The 18,450-nt window shown below is 40.1% G+C and carries 14 protein-coding genes; 9 read left to right on the plus strand and 5 right to left on the minus strand.

The window, feature by feature from the left end:
* A partial coding sequence (locus VNZ46_RS00700; RefSeq protein WP_325558140.1) for a trehalase family glycosidase occupies positions 1–1,127 on the plus strand: 1,127 nt, incomplete at its 5' end.
* Between the two features lie 19 nt (positions 1,128–1,146).
* Positions 1,147–3,798, plus strand: coding sequence for a TonB-dependent receptor (locus VNZ46_RS00705; protein ID WP_325558141.1), 2,652 nt, complete (start codon positions 1,147–1,149; stop codon positions 3,796–3,798).
* Positions 3,799–3,869: 71 nt separating this feature from the next.
* Here the strand turns inward: VNZ46_RS00705 and VNZ46_RS00710 are convergent, their stop codons facing one another.
* Complete coding sequence (locus VNZ46_RS00710) at positions 3,870–4,199, minus strand: Hsp20/alpha crystallin family protein (RefSeq protein ID WP_325558142.1); 330 nt, start codon at positions 4,197–4,199, stop codon at positions 3,870–3,872.
* Positions 4,200–4,388: 189 nt separating this feature from the next.
* Between VNZ46_RS00710 and VNZ46_RS00715 the strand changes: the two genes are divergently transcribed.
* A complete protein-coding gene (locus VNZ46_RS00715) occupies positions 4,389–4,880 on the plus strand; it encodes an acyl-CoA thioesterase (protein ID WP_199078701.1) in 492 nt (163 codons plus the stop codon).
* A 47-nt stretch (positions 4,881–4,927) separates the two neighbouring features.
* On the opposite strand, the gene VNZ46_RS00720 is transcribed toward VNZ46_RS00715, so the two are convergent.
* Both VNZ46_RS00720 and folB read right to left on the minus strand, forming a co-directional pair.
* Positions 4,928–6,325, minus strand: a complete 1,398-nt coding sequence (locus VNZ46_RS00720) for an FAD-binding oxidoreductase (RefSeq protein WP_325558143.1) — start codon at positions 6,323–6,325, stop codon at positions 4,928–4,930.
* Positions 6,326–6,381: 56 nt separating this feature from the next.
* Entirely contained in the window at positions 6,382–6,741 is a 360-nt protein-coding gene (gene folB, locus VNZ46_RS00725; RefSeq protein WP_325558144.1) for a dihydroneopterin aldolase, read from the minus strand.
* Positions 6,742–6,886: 145 nt separating this feature from the next.
* On the opposite strand from folB, the gene VNZ46_RS00730 reads away from it, so the two are divergent.
* Genes VNZ46_RS00730 through VNZ46_RS00740 form a run of 3 tightly spaced genes read left to right on the plus strand, consistent with a single transcriptional unit; the run spans position 6,887 to position 11,168 of the window.
* On the plus strand, positions 6,887–8,077 hold the full coding sequence (locus tag VNZ46_RS00730; protein ID WP_325558145.1) for an acyl-CoA dehydrogenase family protein: 1,191 nt from the start codon (positions 6,887–6,889) through the stop codon (positions 8,075–8,077).
* Positions 8,078–8,125: 48 nt separating this feature from the next.
* Entirely contained in the window at positions 8,126–10,798 is a 2,673-nt protein-coding gene (locus VNZ46_RS00735) for a DUF3857 domain-containing protein (protein ID WP_325558146.1), read from the plus strand.
* Positions 10,785–11,168 carry an SRPBCC domain-containing protein gene (locus VNZ46_RS00740; protein WP_133782765.1) on the plus strand — a complete coding sequence of 128 codons (384 nt, stop codon included), beginning with the start codon at positions 10,785–10,787 and terminating at the stop codon, positions 11,166–11,168. The genes VNZ46_RS00735 and VNZ46_RS00740 overlap by 14 nt, the downstream gene beginning before the upstream one ends.
* Positions 11,169–11,558: 390 nt before the next feature.
* Here VNZ46_RS00740 and lysA read toward each other — a convergent pair whose 3' ends face one another.
* Both lysA and VNZ46_RS00750 read right to left on the minus strand, forming a co-directional pair.
* The gene (lysA, locus tag VNZ46_RS00745) at positions 11,559–12,713 is read right to left on the minus strand and encodes a diaminopimelate decarboxylase (protein ID WP_325558148.1); all 1,155 of its coding nucleotides are present in this window, start codon (positions 12,711–12,713) and stop codon (positions 11,559–11,561) included.
* 192 nt (positions 12,714–12,905) lie between these two features.
* Complete coding sequence (locus VNZ46_RS00750; protein WP_325558149.1) at positions 12,906–14,219, minus strand: aspartate kinase; 1,314 nt, start codon at positions 14,217–14,219, stop codon at positions 12,906–12,908.
* 289 nt (positions 14,220–14,508) lie between these two features.
* On the opposite strand from VNZ46_RS00750, the gene VNZ46_RS00755 reads away from it, so the two are divergent.
* From VNZ46_RS00755 to VNZ46_RS00765, 3 genes are all read left to right on the plus strand, one after another.
* A complete protein-coding gene (locus VNZ46_RS00755) occupies positions 14,509–16,242 on the plus strand; it encodes a phospho-sugar mutase (RefSeq protein WP_325558151.1) in 1,734 nt (577 codons plus the stop codon).
* Between the two features lie 199 nt (positions 16,243–16,441).
* Complete coding sequence (locus tag VNZ46_RS00760) at positions 16,442–17,536, plus strand: sensor histidine kinase (RefSeq protein ID WP_325558152.1); 1,095 nt, start codon at positions 16,442–16,444, stop codon at positions 17,534–17,536.
* Positions 17,526–18,284, plus strand: coding sequence for a LytR/AlgR family response regulator transcription factor (locus VNZ46_RS00765; protein ID WP_325558153.1), 759 nt, complete (start codon positions 17,526–17,528; stop codon positions 18,282–18,284). The genes VNZ46_RS00760 and VNZ46_RS00765 overlap by 11 nt, the downstream gene beginning before the upstream one ends.
* Positions 18,285–18,450: the final 166 nt, after the last annotated feature.

Here is an 18,450-nt window from a genome sequence, read left to right on the forward strand (position 1 = left end):
AATGTTTTTACTGGGACAGTTATTTTACCATGCTCGGCCTGCAGGTTTCCAAAAGAATAGACCTGATAGAAAGTATGATAGAGAACTTTGCCTATCTGATTGATCAGTTTGGTTTCATTCCCAATGGAAACCGCACTTATTTTTTAAGCCGCTCACAACCTCCATTCTTTTCCCATATGATCGAATTGCTCAGCGAAGAAAAGGGGAATGCAGCTTACCAGCATTATCTGCCGCAGCTACTTAAAGAATATGCTTTCTGGATGGCCGGGGAAAACCACCTGAATCTTCAAAACCACACCGAACAACATCTGGTGATGATGCCCAATGGCGATCTGCTGAACCGCTATTATGATCAGCTAAACAAACCAAGACCCGAAAGCTACCTGGAAGATACAGAAACCATGAGACAGGGAGAGAAGAACATTTGTCTCCATATCAGGGCAGCTTGCGAATCGGGTTGGGATTTTTCCAGCAGATGGTTCAAAGACCACCAAAATCTGGAAACCGCATATACAACTGATATCATTCCAATAGACCTGAATTCCCTGCTCTGGCATTTGGAAAAAACCATAGAAAAGGCAGAGCGAATGAACGGAAACGTCGGCAATGCCGATATTTTCCACAAAAAAGCAACGTGTCGTGCACAAAGTATACGGAAATACTTGTGGTCAGATTCGATACAGACCTATTTCGATTATCAGCGTTCAGCTGAGCGTCAAACCAACTTTCACTCCATAGCCATCGCCTATCCTTTGTTTGTAGGCATTTCGAACCAGGAAGAAGCTGATGCCATTGCCGAAAAGCTGGAACGCAACTTCCTTAAAGAAGGTGGTCTGCTCACCACGCTGAACTCCTCCGGACAGCAATGGGATGCTCCAAACGGCTGGGCACCACTCCAATGGGTGGCCTACAAAGGGCTTCTAAACTACGGGCACCATGATCTGGCAGAGAAGATCCGTTCCAGATGGACAGGCCTTATTGAAAAACACTTTGCAGATACAGGAAAGATTTCTGAAAAATACAATGTAGAAAATATAGACTTAACTGCAACTGGTGGCGAATATCCAAACCAGGATGGTTTTGGATGGACCAATGGAGTTTACCTTAAAATGAAACATCAACACTAACCAATTAATAAAACAAATTATGAACAGACCTTTATTATTTCTTTTACTTCTCTGTATCCTCAGCGATGCAGAGCTGGCAAAAAGCAGTCCGGGGACTGCATATCTTAAAAAAACAGAAACGGTATCGGGTACCGTTGTGGATAAAAACGGTCAGCCTATTCCCGGCGCAACGGTGACCATTAAAGGGTCCAAAACCGGCACTTCCACAGACCAGGCGGGAAAATTTGCCTTAAACGCAGCGGTAGGAAAGATTCTTGTGGTCAGTGCAATAGGCTATAAACCGGTTGAACAAACCATCACTAATGCTGGTGGCCCACTAAACATCGTTCTGCTGGAAGACCTTATGGAACTCAATTCTGTTGTGATTACCGGAAGCACCAATGCCTTAAAAAAAATCGAATCCAGTGTGGCCATTTCCAGCTTCAGCAGCAAAAATATTGAGCAACTTGCTCCTTCCAGTGCAGCTGATTTACTAAAACATGTGCCTGGTTTTGTTGTAGAGACATCTGGTGGTGAGGTTGGAAATAACCTCTTTGCCAGAGGTATCCCCTCTGCAGGAGCTTATGAGTTTGTACAGGTTCAGGAAGACGGTATGCCTGTATTTGAAGACGGCGCTTTACAATTTGCCAATGCAGACAATTGGCTGCGCGTAGACGAGACCATCTCCAGAATGGAGGCTTTAAGAGGTGGATCAGGCTCTATATTTGCCACCAATGCTCCGGGAGGTATCATCAATTTCATCACCAAGACGGGCAGCAATGACTTCGGCGGAACTGTAAAACTCAGTACAGGCACATCCGGACTCTTCAGAACAGACCTAAATATTGGCGGAGCCATCATTCCGGATAAATTATTTTACAATATCGGTGGTTTTTACAGAACAGAAAACGGAGTCAGAAACCCAGGTTTTAAAGCAAATGATGGTGGTCAGTTCAAAATGAACCTGAAATACAACCTCGATAATGGTTACATCAAACTCTCTTACAAAAGACTGGATGACAGAAACCTTTTCTTACTTCCAATCCCTTTAACAGACAAAGACCATCCTAAAGGTATCGATGGCTTTAATCCAAATACGGGAACATTGACTTCCAGAAATTTCAGCCAGTTAAGCGTACCGCAATTGGGCGGAGGAACTTATAACAGGAACCTGGAAGATGGCGTCCATCCTGTTGTTAATGCGTATGGTGCAGAATTCAAAACTGATTTAGGCAGTGGCTTTAGTGTAAACAACAACATGAGGTATACCAATATCAATATGCAATATACAGCCATATTCCCGGGGGCAGAGCCACAAACTGCAGCTGATTTTGCCAAAGGCTATACCACCTCTGCGGGGGCTTCCTTCCCGGTACTGAACCCCGAATATACAGATGCCGGCACAGGCGCTGTAGTAAACCCGGCTTTGGTAGCCAAGGTGGGGTATTGGGCCATTGACAAGCAAATGAGAAACTTTGCCAACAACCTGAGGTTTGATTACAAAAATGACAAAACGACCCTTTCGCTTGGTTATTATTACTCCAACTGGACTTCCAATCAGCAATGGAACTGGAGCAACCTGCTCGTCAGCGTATCCGACAATCCACAACTACTAAACCTGGTGGATAAATCGGTACCTGCAGGAAGTAGCAATTACTCCAGAACCTATAACGGTGTTGCGGATATTTCATTTTTAACCCGTCAGGCACAGACCAAAGGAGATGTCAATGCTGTTTTTGGAAATGCACAGATTAAAGCAAATGAAAACCTGACCTTCGATCTAGGATTACGCTTTGACATGGACAGGTATAGTGGCTACAAGGCTACGCAGTCTGCAGCCCAAAGCCTTGACAACAGCAACAATACAGGTTTTGATTTCAAAAGCACCACCGCAGACAATTCCATTACCAACATCAGTGGTCCTTACCAATATTGGAAATATAACATTAACCGCTTATCCGGAAGCGCCGCCGCAAATTATAAATTTTCCGATAATATGGCTACCTACATCCGGTACAGCAATGGATTCCGCTCTCCTTTGGAAGAGTCCTATTTTGATAATGCCAGCAATTTAACAGCATTAAAACCAACTGTTATCAACCAGTTTGAACTCGGATACAAATATCAGGGCCAGCAATATGCTTTCTTTGCCAATGCTTTCTATATGAACCTCGACAATATCGCCTTTACAGATGTATTGGCCAACGGTACTTCAGAAAATAAATTTGCCAAAGCCAAAAACCTCGGGTTGGAACTGGAAGGTCAGCTCAATGCCGGCGATTTTAGCCTCACTTTAAATGCTACGATTCAGGATCCAAAATTCAGAGATTTCTCGGGTAATGGTTTTGATTACAACGGAAATAAAGTACGCAGAATTCCTAGTTTCTATGGCACGATACGCCCTTCCTACAACATTACCAAGGCCTTGACCATCTATGCTGAGGTGAATCATTTTGGCAAAAAATATTCTGACAATGCCAATGTCTTTGCCCTACCAAGATTTGATGTACTGAATGCAGGTGTTTCCCTGAAAGTAAACAAAATGCGCTTCGCTATAGATGGTTCCAACTTAACCAATACGATCGGGTTAACGGAGGGAAATCCGCGGATTACCACGGCTCCCGGATCTATCTATTATGCACGCCCGATTTTGGGCAGGTTTGCCAGACTATCCGCAGCGTTTAATTTCTAGACAACAGAAAAATTCACAAAAAAATAAGGGGTTACCATCCGGCAACCCCTTACAACCCTATCTAAACCAAATTATGAAACTTTAATTTCTTTGCTTTGTGATTGACTTTCGTCTTTCTTACCTATAGTAATATTTAAAATACCGTTGGTGTATTCTGCACTGATCTTATCTCCGTCTACGCTTTCTGGCAACACAAATGATCTTGCGAAAGAGAAATAATCAAACTCTCTGCGGGTATATTCTTTTTTATCTTCTTCACTTACTTTTTTCTCTGCCCATACAGAAAGTGTGTCTTTTTTCAAATTGATTTGAAAATCTTCTTTGTTTAAACCTGGTGCCGCAAGTTCAATTTTGTAATCTGCATCAGATTCTAAGATATTAACACCAGGAATTTTATTCACGTTTAAGTTTTTATTTAACGCTTCGTTAAACAATGAGTCAAAAATGTTGTTAAAATAAGGTGCGTTGTTTCTGGTTCTGTTGTTAAATTTTACTAGTGTCATTGCTATTTCTCCTGTTATTTAATTTTAAACTTTTTATTTTAATCGTATATCTCCCATTGTTCAACACTCATACCAATCCCTATTTTTATGATATTTAAGACATTATGGCATTCAAAAGAAAAACAGACAGACAAAAAGGCAGTAAAAATGAATGAATTGGATTTATTCAAGTACAAAACGACATTAGAACTGCGCTTTGCAGATTATGATATGATGGGTCATGTAAATAATGCGGTGTACTTTACCTATCTGGAGATCGCCAGAGCCAAATACTGGAAACAGGCTATTAAATGGGATTGGAAGAAAACCGGTGTCGTGATTGCGCAAGCCAGCCTGGATTATATTCACCCTATTTTATTAGAAGATAAGGTTCATATCTATGTACGTACCTCGCGGATTGGGAAGACGAGCTTTGATCTGGAATACATTATTGTAAAAACGACCAACAATACGGAACTGATCTGCAGCAAGGGTAAAACAATATGCGTGGCCTTTGATTATCAAACCAAGGCAGCTACTGAAATACCTGAAAACGAAAAGAATAAAATGATTGTTTTTGAACAGTTGAACAACAACTAAATAGAATTTCAAGATCCCGGATGACATTCCGGGATCTTGAATACGATCTAAAATATTTTACCAGGATTTAAAATACCATTTGGATCAAACACTTTCTTAATGCTCCGCATCAGATTTAAGTGGACCTCACTATATTTAATTGGCATAAACTCTTTTTGAACAAGTCCAATTCCGTGCTCTCCGGAAATAGTACCACCCAGTGCACTGGTCAACTCAAAAATCTCTACAATACCATCTTTAAGTTTATTCTTCCAGTCTTCATCACTCATACCTGCTTTAATGATATTTACGTGCAGGTTTCCATCTCCAGCATGTCCGTAACAAACACTCTCAAAACCATAACGTCCTCCAATTTCCTTAATGCCTGCAATGAGCTTAGGTAAAGCAGCTCTTGGTACTACGGTATCTTCTTCCTTATAAATAGAATTGGATTTCACCGACTCTGGCATTGTTCTCCTGATTCTCCATAAATCATCTTTTTGCTGAGCGGTATCTGCAAATAACACATCTGTACAATTGAAGTTCTCAAGTACCAGATTTGCTTTTTCACAATCCTTAAAGATGGTATCCAGGTCATCCCCATCAAACTCCATCATCAAAAATGCATTCACTTCATCTTTAAGATCAAACTTGATGTCATCGTATTTAATTACCCATTCCACCCCTTTACGCTCCATAAACTCCAGGGCAGAGGGCGTAATCCCCGCCCTGAAAATTGCAGAAACAGCCGCACAGGCATCTTCATTTTTAGTAAAAGAGGCCATCATCAATACATTTTGCGTCGGCCTTGGAATCAGTTTAGTCACAATTTTGGTCACCACGCCTAATGTACCTTCAGAACCAATCATTAACTGAGTCAGGTTATAGCCTGATGCATATTTTAAAGTGTTTGCTCCGGTCCAGATCACCTCTCCCGTAGGTAATACGACCTCGAGGTTCAGTATATATTCTCTTATTGTTCCATACTTCACCACCCTTGGACCGCCTGAACCGTGCGCAACATTACCACCAATAAAACAAGATCCCTTGCTGGAAGGGTCTATAGGATACAGCAAGCCCTTTTCAGCTACCGCATTCATAAACTCTTCTGTAATAACACCAGGTTCTACAATAGCCTGCAAATTCTCTGTATCAATGTCAATGATCGCCTTAAATTTTTCCATGGACAACAATACACCTGCATAAACCGGCAAGGCACCTCCACTGAGACCGGTTCCTCCACCTCTTGGTGTTACAGGAACATGGTGTTCATTGCATATTTTAAGTAAGGCAGCAACACTTGCCGTATCTAAAGGCTTTACCACAACTTCCGGGTAATATTTCAGATCTTCGGTTTCGTCATGCGCATAGTTACCCAAAGATTCTTCATCTGTAAAAACGTTGGAAGCACCGACAGCTTCTTTAAGTTTCAAAAGAAAATCAGGTGTGATTTTAGTATAGGACATCAGGGTTTGTATTTGATTTTATAAATTTTATATTCATGTTCTGCCATCTGGCAGATTTATTCTGCTGTATAATGCAACTGTACAAAGGAGTGGTTAATCTCCCCTGGCATTGGGGGATGCATTTTTTTAATCCCAACCTCGATACTGAGCAAAAACGGATAGCTCTCCAATACCCTGTCCAGCATTTTTTTTACTACCGTTTCGAGCATTTTCTGCGTATTGGCCATTTCCTCTCTCATAATCGTATTCAATACTTCGTAATTTACAGTATGGAGCAAATTCTCTGTATCACCCGAGTGGTTAAAAGTGACCTCAATACTGACTAAAAAGTGGTTTCCAGTCAATTGCTCTTCCGGGTAATACCCATGTAAAGCATAGAATTTCACATCCTTAAGTGCAACAGTTTGTATCAGCATTTCTTTGTTTTGCAGCAAAATTAAATTTTCGGACGCTTTTAGCAGCCCATTCCGCTAAATTATTAACTTTGGACGTAACTATCCTAATAAATCAATTGATTTAATTAAACATAGAAAAAGATAGCGGAACCAAATATTTGTACATATGAATACATCTGCAAAGAAAGACCTTTACGAAGCTCCTGACTATTATCTTCTGGACGAACTGTTGTCTGATGAACATAAACTGATCCGTTCTACTGCACGTGATTGGGTCAAAAAAGAGGTAAGCCCAATTATAGAAGACTTTGCCCAAAGAGCAAAATTTCCCAAACACCTGATCAAAGGCCTTGGTGAAATTGGCGCGTTTGGACCTACTATTCCAGTAGAATATGGTGGCGCAGGTCTTGATTATATAGCTTATGGCATCCTGATGCAGGAAATAGAACGTGGCGACTCGGGCATTCGTTCTACGGCTTCTGTGCAAGGTTCTCTGGTTATGTATCCTATATACACTTATGGAACTGAAGAACAACGTAAAAAATACTTACCAAAACTAGCCACAGGCGAAATGATGGGCTGCTTTGGCCTGACAGAACCAGACCACGGTTCCAATCCTGGTGGAATGGTGACCAATATCAAAGAAAATGGCGATCACTATATTTTAAATGGTGCAAAGATGTGGATCTCCAATGCCCCTTTTGCAGATATCGCTGTTGTTTGGGCAAAAGACGAAACGGGTAAAATCAGAGGTATGGTTGTAGAACGCGGCATGGAGGGGTTCAGCACACCAGAAACCCATAATAAATGGAGTTTAAGGGCTTCGGCCACCGGCGAACTGGTCTTTGACAATGTTAAGATCCCGAAAGAAAATCTATTTCCTGACATCCGAGGGCTAAAAGGGCCGTTGGGCTGTTTAAACCAAGCCCGATATGGTATTGCCTGGGGTGCTTTAGGTGCAGCTATGGATTGTTACGATACTGCACTGCGCTATGCCAAAGAGCGTGTGCAATTTGGAAAACCTATCGGCGGCTTCCAGCTCCAGCAAAAGAAACTGGCCGAAATGGTCACTGAAATCACTAAAGCCCAGTTACTGGTTTGGCGTTTGGGTGTTCTAAAAAGTGAAAACCGCGCTTCAGCCGAACAAATTTCCATGGCCAAAAGAAATAGTGTTGAAATTGCCCTGGACATTGCCCGAAATGCAAGGCAGATGCTCGGTGGAATGGGAATCACAGGTGAGTACTCCATTATGCGCCATATGATGAACCTGGAATCAGTAGTTACCTATGAGGGCACACATGACATCCACCTGTTGATCACCGGGATGGATGTAACTGGTCTGAACGCATTTAAATAAAAAGGATTAACGCTCTCTCTCCACCCCCTCTCTAATACGACCTCAAGCTTGAAAAATCTATTTAACAAACATTGCTATTGCTTAATTTTCTCCTTAAGCACTTTACTCTGCTACGGACAGGGTAAAAATTTCTCTGTTTCCCGGAACACACCACCCTGGATTGTAAAAATAAACCTCAACGGAAAACAACCAAAAGAAAAGGACATCAATGATGGTTACTATTCCGCATTAGTGGATCAACAAAACCAGGTGGAGTTAGAGGAAAACTATATTCATGTGATCAGGCAAATTGTATCTGATGCCGGTGTTCAAAATGGCTCGCAGATTTCAGTTACTTACGATCCTTCCTACGAAAAACTCATCTTTCATAACATCACCATCTGGCGAAACAATAAGCCAACCGATAAATTAGATGCCTCAAAATTCAAAATTCTGCAGAACGAGAAGAACCTGTCGAGGTTCATCTACAGTGGGACTTATGATGCTTATTTAATCCTTGATGACGTCCGTAAAGGTGATCGTATTGAATATTCTTACACCCGTAAAGGCACCAATCCAATTTTTGGCACCAAGTATGCAAATACATTCTATTTTGAAAATTCCAGCAGTGCGGGCCAGCGGTATACCAATCTGATCGTAAATAAATCACGATCACTTCAATTAAAGAATTTCAATTTTAAAACTGCTCCAAAAATCACCGAATTGGGCGGTTTACGTATGTACGAATGGGAAAGCTCTTTAACAGACACTTACAGAAACGTTGATTATACTCCCTCCTGGTATGAGCCATTTAAATACACCCAGGTTACAGAATACCAAAACTGGGAAGAAGTAGTTGACTGGGGGCGAAAAACCAATAGCTACCCCGGCTTAAAGACTCCACTTTTAGATAAAAAAGTAACAGAACTGCTTCGGCTTGCCGGTAACAAACCCGAAAAGTACATTCAGTTGGCTGTTCGTTTTGTACAGGATGAGATCAGATATATGGGCGTAGAGATGGGGGTATATTCTCAGCGGCCCAATTCACCGGAGAAGGTACTTCAACAAAGGTATGGAGATTGCAAAGATAAATCTTTATTACTGATCTATCTGCTAAATAAGGCAAACGTAAATGCCTATATGTCCTATATAGATACCTATTCCGGTAAAAACACGACTGACTTTTTACCAAGCCCAATGCTATTCAATCATGCAGTAGTCGTTATCGAACACAAACAATCAAAAATATGGATAGACCCCACTATATCTTACCAAAGAGGTGCTTATGACAGCATTTACTTTCCAAATTATGGACAGGGATTGGTCTTAAAGCCAGGTGTAAAACATCCTGAAAGTGTTGTTAGTATTGCAACGGGCAAATTGGTATCCAATCTGGTTTTTGATCTGGCAGATACTTCAGGAAAGAAAGCAACAATATTAACGATAAAAAGTACCTATACAGACAACTACGCTGATGATATTCGTTCAACAATTGCCGATGAAGGACAGGATGACCTGCAAAAATCTTTTCTCGAATATATTACAAAGTACTATCCGGATGCAGAAAACATAAAGCCAATCGCAATTGATGACAACGAGGAATCCAACACCATAAACATTACCGAATGCTATCAAATAGAGGATATATGGAAAAAAGAGGATGGCGAAGATCGTCATGTCAACTTCTACGGAGATCTTATTTATGCTGAACTTCGCAATATTAAACCTAAAAACCGTACAGAACCCATGTCCCTGAAATTTCCGGTCAACATAGAGGAAAACGTATTCATCAATTTACCCAAAGCCTGGTCAATTGAAGAACAAAACAAAAGGGTAGAGACCGACAATTATTATTTTGAATTTAACTCTTTTATCCGTGGTAATCAGCTTAGGCTTAATTATTCGTACCGAAGTATGAAAGACTATATAGAAGGAAAAGATGTTAAGGCTTATGTTAAAGACACCAAGGAGATTAAAGATCATCTGTCTTTTTATCTCTCCTGGGGAAACAACGATACATCAATTGCCCAAAATTCAAACCCATATCTTCTTGGCCTGGCCATACTCATTTTCCTGATTTCCGGAATCTTCTTTACCAGGATCTATCAAAAAAAGATTGAATTTAATCTTGAGCAAATGGCAGAAAGCAGATCAATAGGTGGCTGGATTATTTTTACTGCCATTATTTTGAGCCTAAGTCCAATCAGCATTATCGGAGAAGCCAATCTTTCCGGTGCATTTTCGTCCGCAACCTGGCAATGGATTAGTAGTCTTAAAGGTTCAGCCAAGTTTCTTGCCGGTGCTTACTATACCATCGAGGTTATTGCTATAGCCTTAAAGATGAGTTGGGTAATCTTGCTGCTATTTCTTTTTTACAACAGAAGAACATCTTTCCCTGAACGATATATTCAATACCTCCATTTTCTTATTTGTGTGGTCCTGATTAGATTTGTCGGAGATTGTTATATCAATTTCCTGGCAGAACGTCCGGTCTTTCCAGACACAACTACCACAATGACCAGGATATTTGCTATAGGTTTCTGTGTCCTTTGGATTCTTTGCTATCAAAGATCAAACCGGGTAAAAGAGACATTTGTATTCACCTATCCAGAGGTTTTATGGAAAAAAGAACTCATCGAATATAAGAATTCGCAAATCTCAGCGTATTTTAGCCGACAAAACCACACCTCAGAGACAAAAGGACCTGATTTAACAAATACCCCAAAAGATGAAAACGTTTAAAAAATACTATAGTTTCCCCGCTCCTCCCGAAGAAGTTTATCTGGCACTGACCAAAGAGCAAAGCATTCAGCTCTGGACTGGTGCAGAAGTTGAATTCACAGAAGAAGCCGGAACAGAGTTTTCCTTCTGGGATGGTGACATCGTAGGTAAGAATATTGAATTTGACCCTGGAAAGAAAATTGTACAGCAATGGTATTTCGGAGAAGATAATGAACCCTCCATTGTAACTATCAAACTGCACCCGGATAAGAAAGGTACTTCTCTTGAATTTGTACAAACCAATATTCCTGAAGAAGATTATGATGACTTTACCGGTGGCTTAAGTGAACATTACTTTGGTGGCCTGCAGGATTTCTTCGAAGAAGAGTAAAAAAGAGGGGTCCTAAGCTGGAACGAAAAAACAAGGATACATTTTCTGGACTGGAGTCTTTGCCCCGCTTCGCTCTTGTGGCAAAGCCCCCTGAGGTCCTGAAAATGTATCCTTATTTTTTTGAAGACGCTTAGTAACAAAGGCGGGGAATCCATGCATGGCGCAGAGTAAAGACGCAAAAATCGCTTTCACCATAATTCATAAGCAACCAACTAACGGTCTTACTCCCTCAAATCGAAGAGAAAAATTAAATATTGCTTATATGCGAATCGCTATAGGCAACAAAAAAAATCAATATTACTCTGAGAGGACCTCAGGGCGCCTTGCCACAAGAGCGAAGCGGGGCAAGGAGTCCAGTCCTCGAAGAGTATATTGATTTTTCAAACAAGCCTATTCGCTATAAGCTACATTTACATTTTCACGGAGGTTATAATGTGAGGCCATGACTTCGCCATAAGCTCCTGTACTCCTCAGCGCAATAAGGTCACCCCTGCTCGTTTCCGGCAATTCCACTTCTTTACCAAAGCAATCCGTACTCTCGCAAATCGGGCCAACTACATCATACTTAACGGAATTGTCAGTTACGCCCTGCCTGGTTAAATTCTCTATCTTATGATAAGCCTGGTACAAAGCCGGACGCATCAGTTCCGTCATACCCGCATCCAGAATAATGAAATTTTTCTTCTTACCGTTCTTCACATACAAAACCTTACTGATCAATGAAGAAGACTGTCCAACCAAGGCCCTTCCAAGCTCAAAATGAACTTCCTGATTGCTTCTCACTTCCAGAAAATCGTTAAATATCTTAAAATACGCCTCAAAATCAGGAATCTGCTGATCCGGGTTATGGTAATCAATACCCAAACCGCCACCAACATTCAGTACCTTAACCAAAAATCCCCGCTCTTCAAACCAGGCCGCAAATTCATTCACCCTTACACAAAGGTTTTTATACACGTCCAGATTTGTAATCTGCGAACCGATATGAAAATGAATACCGATAAATTCCAGTTGTTCACATTGCTTTAAAGTTTCTGCGCAGTCAGATAAGTCCCAGGAATTGATCCCAAACTTATTCTCATCCAATCCGGTAGTAATGTTATGATGCGTATGCGCATCCACATTCGGATTGATGCGAATGGCAACCCTTGCTTTCTTCGCACGTTTGGCCGCAAGCTCATTAATTACCCCTAATTCCTGAATAGATTCTACATTAAAGCAGAAAATATCCTGATCAAGGGCATCGTTAATCTCTTTATCTGACTTACCGACGCCGGCAAAAACCACCTTACTCCTATCAAAACCGATCTCAATAGCTTTTTTGACCTCTCCACCACTCACACAATCTGCACCAAAACCTGTTGATTTGATTTTTTCCAAAACCATCGGATTAAAATTAGCTTTCATGGCATAATGCACATGAAAATTGTACACCTTTGCAGCCTGAGCGCAGGCATCCAATGTATTTTGCAGTAAGGTAAGATCATAATAATAGAATGGCGTCTCTATATTTGCAAAATGGGTAATATCTTTATTAGAAAACATAATGTTTAAATATCTGATTATATTTTGTTTAATTGGATTGTCATTGATTTATATAGGCAACTATTTCGATCTGCAACGGCAAAAGATCAGTAGAAAAGAGTATGACAGAAGAACAAGGTTCTTTATCATACTCGTCTTTATTCTTATCGCCATCATCACTTACCTGAGAAAGAAATGACCTGCGGTTTATTCTTATTCAAATAAACGGTTATGCAAACTTCTCAATGCCTCAGTTTTATCGCCGGTATTGATCAGCAATGAAATATTATAGTTACTCCCTCCGTAAGAGATCATCCGTATTGGAATATGTTTTAAAGCATCCAATACTCTGGAAGCATAACCATGCTTTTCAGCGCCAAAATCACCCACAACACAGACAATTGACTGATCTTTATCCAACTCTACCGTACCAAATGCATGTAACTCCTTTACAATTTCATCCAGATTATCTGTAAAATCTATCGTTAAAGACACTGCCACTTCAGAAGTTGTGATCATATCGATTGGCGTTTTGTAACGCTCAAAAATCTCAAATACTTTTCTTAGAAATCCATAAGCCAGCAACATCCGGCTTGACTGGATCTTAATCGCCGTAATACCATCTTTAGCTGCAATAGATTTAATTTTACCCTTTTCACTAGCTGCAGAAATCAATGTACCTAATGCTTTAGGCTCCATCGTATTTAAAAGCCGAACAGGAATCTTGTATTTTTGTGCAGGAAAAACCGATTGCGGATGAAGAATCTTTGCGCCAAAATAGGCCAGCTCTGCCGCTTCATCAAAAGAAAGATGAGAAATCGGCTTGGTTCCTTTCACAATCCTCGGATCATTGTTGTGCATTCCATCGATATCCGTCCAGATCTGTACTTCTTCAGCCATAATTGCCGCGCCCAATAAAGAAGCAGTATAATCACTCCCCCCTCTTCTCAGGTTATCCACTTCACCAAAACTATTTCTACAAATAAAACCCTGGGTAATAAACAGTGTATTTCCTTTATGCTGCTCCAGTAATGGGGTCAGGTTTTTAGTCGTAAAAGCAATATCCGGCTCATTGTCTTCGTCTATCTTCATAAAATCTAAGGCTGGAAGCAATACTGAAGCAACGCCGATAGATTTTAAATAGATATGATATAAGGTAGTAGACAACAGCTCACCCTGTGCCAGAACAACTTTTTCTTCAATTGGCGTAAAAATATCATTGACCAAAGAAGCCAGGAAACCGAAATGATAATCTACCACTTCCTGTCCCTGTTGTCTGAAATCACCCTCAGGCAGCAATTCAATTACAAATGCATTATATTTTTGATGTAGGGCGTTAATCAAAGTTAACGCCGTTTGTTTGTCTTCCTTTAAAAGTTTGCCAGAGATTTCTACTAAACTATTGGTGGTACCAGACACCGCTGATAAAACCACAATTTGTTCTTCTGCGGGATTAATGATATCCAGCAACTTAGTCATCCGCTCAGGGCTTCCAACGGAAGTTCCTCCAAACTTTAATATCTTCATTTTTTTTGGGGTTGTTTTTTCGTTTAATTTAAAATTGCATTTTCGATGGTTATAAAGCCATTCTATAGGGTAATATTTATATTTTTGTTATTCATGACAGAAAAAATTCCTAATTAATTGCATAATTTGGATGAATTTCTATCAGGGCGTGAAAATAACTAAAACAGCGTTAATAATAAGGATATAAGCAAAATAAAATTTGGAAACAGCGCGTTTCGGGCCTTCCAGCAAAACATCCTACTAAAGAATTTGTTAAAGAGTAAAATTTTAAAAAAGACAAACTAAATATATGCAGTTAGAATCCTCAACACTAAACACCATAAACCAATGGCTTAATGGAAGTTACGATCAGCAGACAAAAAACGACATCCAGCAGTTATTAGATAAAGAAGCGTATACTGAATTGACGGATGCTTTTTATCGCAACCTGGAATTTGGAACAGGAGGATTAAGAGGAATTATGGGTGCTGGTTCCAACCGGATCAACAAGTATACCATTGGTACCGCTACACAAGGATTAAGCAATTATCTGCTAAAAAAATATCCTGGCGAACAAATTAAAGTGGCAATAGCACACGACAGCCGGAACAATTCCGACTACTTTGCGAAAATAACAGCTGATGTTTTTTCAGCAAATGGCATCCATGTCTATTTTTTCAAAGAATTAAGACCTACACCAGAACTTTCTTTTGCCATACGTGAACTGGGCTGCAAAAGTGGTGTCATGCTCACCGCTTCGCACAACCCAAAAGAATATAATGGATACAAGGCCTATGGAAATGACGGAGGTCAATTCACTTCCCCTGACGACAAAGAAGTGATGAATGAAGTGGCCAGAATCACCAGTATTGATGAAGTTAAATTTGACCGCATCGACAGCAATGTTGAACTGATCGGCGAAGATATCGATCAACTTTACCTGGACAGGATTACAGCTTTGTCTGTTTCTCCAGAAGCCATATCCAGACAAAAAGACCTGAAAATTGTCTACTCTCCTATCCATGGTACCGGGATCACTTTGGTTCCTAAAGCTCTGGCCCAGTTTGGCTTCACCAACCTGACCGTCGTGGAAGAACAAAGTAAACCTGATGGGAATTTTCCAACCGTAGTTTATCCAAATCCGGAGGAAAAAGAAGCGATGACACTGGCACTTAAAAAAGCAGCGGAAATTGATGCAGACCTTGTACTGGCTACAGACCCGGATGCAGACCGTGTAGGAATTGCTGTTAAAAACAATAATAATGAATGGGTACTCCTAAACGGAAACCAGACCGGTAGTTTACTGGTTCATTATTTGCTCACCGCATGGGAAGAGAAAGGAAAAATTGATGGCAACCAATATATTGTTAAAACCATTGTAACGTCCAATCTGATCGAAGAAATCGCTAAATCTAAAAAAGTAACTTATTATAATACCTTAACGGGATTTAAATGGATCGGCCAGCTCATCACCAGTTTACAAGGTAAAAAGACCTTCATCGTAGGAGGTGAAGAAAGCTACGGCTACTCGGTTGGCGAACTGGTAAGAGATAAAGATGCAGTCATTTCCTGTGCTTTTATTGCAGAAATGACCGCATATTATAAAGATAAAGGCAGCAGTTTGTATAATGCCTTAATAGATATGTATGCACAACATGGTTTATACCGTGAAGAATTGGTTTCGCTAACTAAAAAAGGTAAAACCGGCGCAGAGGAGATCAAGGCGATGATGGAGAAATTCAGAAATAATCCACCTGCAGAATTAGGGGGATCGAAAGTAACCACATTAAAAGACTATGAATTGCGTATTGAAACAGATTTAAACACAGGTAAAACAACTCCACTTGAATTACCTAAATCTGATGTTTTACAATTCATTACTGCAGATGGCAGTATTGTTTCCGCACGTCCTTCGGGCACGGAGCCAAAAATCAAGTTCTACTGCAGCGTAAATGCACCTTTGACTGATAAAACCAAATTTGACGAAGTAAATGAAGGATTAGGCACAAAAATCCATAGCCTGATGTCTGATTTGCAGGCCTAAACCTATTGAATAAAAAAGAAGCTGTCTTTAGCAGCTTCTTTTTTGTTTTTAATAACCATCTATCCTTCTTATCCAGCCTTTCGTCGGTTATATATTTGTTCTGCTTAAATTAAATTACATTTTTGAATTCAGGCAAGAATAGTTATTACTCTTGTAAAGATCCTTAATTGTATTTAGTATATATAGACCTGTTTAGCCGATGAAAAAGCCCCTTTCCCCGCCATGCAAAACTGACATCGCGCAGATTGAAATATTCAACTTCAAATACTGGCTAAAGATGACAATTTATGCTATTTTAGTTGGCCTGGGCATAGGAATTATCCTTTGCATTTTAATATCTGTGCTTAATGGACAATGGATTGGAACCAGAAGAGCTATTTTCCAATTGCTTTTCAGTTGTGTAATTGGATTTTTTGTTTCTAACAGCATACATTTTTCCAAGCGACTGTGGGCAGGAAAAGGCAGCCACATATTTTACATCAGTCTCTACTATCTGTTTAGTCTGTCGGGTGCTTTTATAGCTATAGAATTACTTTATTATACCTTTGCAGGCCTATTTAAAACTAAATATACTTTTTTCCACAAATCTGACTTCTTATTTGCCAGTGTAATTACACTCATCGTTTCTACGGTTTCTTATATATATTTTTCACAAAAGTCTAGATTTAGCACCAAGATCAAAGAGAAAGAAATGGACTTACTTCGTCTAAAACAGATGAAAACACAGGCAGAACTGGCCACACTTCAATCCAAAATCAACCCTCATTTTTTGTATAATTCATTAAATGCTATTGCTAGCTTGATCCATTTTAATCCCGATAAGGCTGAAAGTATGACTCTGAAACTGTCGAAATTATTCAGATACAGCATCAATCAGGGAGGGGAAAATCTGATTTCCGTCGAGGAAGAAGTCGACATTCTTCAAACTTACCTCGATATAGAGACGGTCAGATTCGGCGACAGAATTAATTTTATCATAGATATAGATAAAACAATATCGCATGAAAAAATTCCTCGCTTTTTGATCCAGCCATTGGTTGAAAATGCTTTAAAACATGGTTTAAAAGACACTATAGAAAAAGGTGAACTTAAGGTCAGCATAAAAAAAACGAAAAAAATGGACATTATCATTTCAGATAATGGATACCCCTTCCCTTCCGAACTGGAAATCGGTTATGGCCTGCAAAGCACCTATGATAAACTGGAGCTTTTATATCCCGGCAACTACGAGCTTCAAATCACCAATGAACCATTTAAACAAATTAAAATTCAAATCCCCTTACATGACAAGTAAAATCTGGCGCACGATTATTATTGACGACGAAGAACTGGCCCGCCAGCGGCTGAAACGTTTGCTGAGTATTCATGATCATCTGGATATTATTGCTGAGGCTGCAAATGGTGCAGAAGGCCTGCAGCAAATTGAAAAACATCAGCCAGATCTCATTTTCCTGGATATAGAAATGCCTGTTTTAAACGGGTTTGAAATGCTCTCGAAACTTAAAAAACAGCCAAAAGTCATCTTCACCACCGCTTATGATCAATATGCAGTAAAAGCCTTTGAGGAAGAATCTGTGGATTACCTGCTAAAACCTGTCGAAGCTGAACGCCTGGAAAAATCCATACAGAAACTGCAACAGCATCAAGGAGCAACAGATCTCCAAATTCCCTTCAACCTGCTTGCAGAAAAACTTAAAATTAAAAAGGAGATTAAAACCCTTACTGTAAAGATCGGGGACCGGATCCTGCTCATCAAGCTTGCCGACATTACTTCTATTGAGGCAGAAGACAAATACGTCTTCCTGAATACGGCCGACGGCAAGAGACACTTAACCGATTTCACCATTACTGCACTCCAGGAAAAACTTCCGGATACATTTTTAAGAATCAGCAGAAGTACCCTCATAAATTCAGATGCCATTAAAGAAATCAGAAAAAGTTTTAACGGTACCCTGGTATTCCTTATGACAGACAGTACAGCATCTAAATGCAGCTCCAGCCGGGGTTATACCCAGGCCTTAAAAGAAATATTTGACATATAAATCCTAACTTTGGATAATGATGCCTAAATATTTCCTGATCGTATGCCTTTGTTTCTGCACCTTCCTTTGTAAGGCCCAGGTTTCGAGCTTGAAAGATCTGGAAGCCTGTATTTCCAGATCAGCCGTACGCGTTGGCGATTCTCTGGTCAGCAAAGGCTGGAAACTG

The sequence above is a fragment of the Pedobacter sp. genome (assembly GCF_035566355.1).
Classification (GTDB): domain Bacteria; phylum Bacteroidota; class Bacteroidia; order Sphingobacteriales; family Sphingobacteriaceae; genus Pedobacter.